This window comes from Oceanimonas baumannii (assembly GCF_002245495.1).
GTDB lineage: Bacteria > Pseudomonadota > Gammaproteobacteria > Enterobacterales > Aeromonadaceae > Oceanimonas > Oceanimonas baumannii.
Genome location: NZ_NQJF01000039.1, coordinates 1 through 1,314 on the forward strand (window position 1 = coordinate 1; position 1,314 = coordinate 1,314).

At 38.1% G+C, this 1,314-nt stretch carries 2 protein-coding genes; one reads left to right on the forward strand and one right to left on the reverse strand.

Annotation, left to right across the window (positions count from 1 at the left end):
- Positions 1-60: 60 nt before the first annotated feature.
- A complete protein-coding gene (locus tag B6S09_RS18850) occupies positions 61-456 on the reverse strand; it encodes a sterol desaturase family protein (RefSeq protein ID WP_169713363.1) in 396 nt (131 codons plus the stop codon).
- A gap of 271 nt (positions 457-727) precedes the next feature.
- Between B6S09_RS18850 and B6S09_RS18855 the strand changes: the two genes are divergently transcribed.
- A complete protein-coding gene (locus tag B6S09_RS18855) occupies positions 728-1,231 on the forward strand; it encodes an RNA polymerase sigma factor (RefSeq protein ID WP_094279858.1) in 504 nt (167 codons plus the stop codon).
- Positions 1,232-1,314: the final 83 nt, after the last annotated feature.

A 1,314-nucleotide genomic window follows, 5' to 3' on the forward strand; every position in this document is an offset into this window, starting at 1 on the left:
AGATGTGTATAAGAGACAGAATAAAAATGGCGTAAAAATTAAAGTCGAATAAGAGGAGTATCACGAGCCATAATGAGCCAAAACTGTTTCCAACGGATGCAGCACAAACAGATCAATAGGGATAGGATCTGCATAATGGTGATGGAACTGGTGGATAGTTTTATACAATACAGAGCGGTGTATAGCGTAATGGAACAGGAACATGGCCAGGTCCATCAGTATAAAAAGCGCTACAAAATCAAAGAGGATACGCCAGGATAAGGAGTAGTTTAATTGGATATAACCGTGTTTCCAAAGCCAAAAACCAGAATAGGTTATCAGAGTATTTATTACGTTGGTTAAAATACAGATGAATACCTCCTTGCGGGAAGCAGCTTTGATGGGCTTGCGATTGAATTTAAGCACCAACCAGCCGAATAGCAACGCCAGTGCAGTGACGAGCAGATTCTCGGCCAAAAATATCACCCAAAGATTTAATGATGATTGTGCCGATAAGAACCTGAGCATAGGCAGTTTTTTTGAGAGTCAAGAACCAAGAAGTCAAGATACAAGAAAAAAGCAATAACAGTTGACGGTCTTTAAAAACACAACCATTGAAGCATGTTTTTATGCATAGATATTTTTCTGTCTTGATTCCTGACTCTTATTTCTTGATTCTAAAAAAAACTGTAACATTTTAACCACCCGTGCGAATAATTAGTAAAACAGAATCACAATAAGGCATTCAATGAGTAATCAACAAGAGGAAATATTTTTAACCGTAATTGAACAAAACAAGGGGATCATTTATAAAATCGCCAATTCGTTCAAGAAGGATGAAAATGATAAAAAAGATCTGGTGCAAGAGATCATCTTCCAGCTTTGGCGGGCTTTTCCAAGTTTTGATGACCGCAGTAAATTATCCACCTGGATGTACCGTGTGTCTTTAAATGTGGCTATCAGTTCCTACCGGAAAGAAAAAAAGAAGAACGATGTGATAATCCCGCTGTCCGAAACGATGATAGATTTTAGTGATGAAGCAGAGACATCGCCCGAAACAGATCTTAGTCTCCTCCAACAGTTTATTAATGAATTGAAGGAGCTGGACAGGGCTCTGATGCTGCTTTATCTGGAAGAAAAAAGCGGCAAAGAAATAGCCGAAATACTGGGCTTGTCAGAAGCAAACGTACGCACCAAAACCAATCGAATTAAAGAACAATTAAAACAAAAATTTTCAAAAATTAACGCTTAGTACCATGGAAGAGTCAATGATAAAACAACTGTGGCAGGAGTATGATCAAAAGCTGGAAAAAAGCCTGCAGCTCAATTATAAGA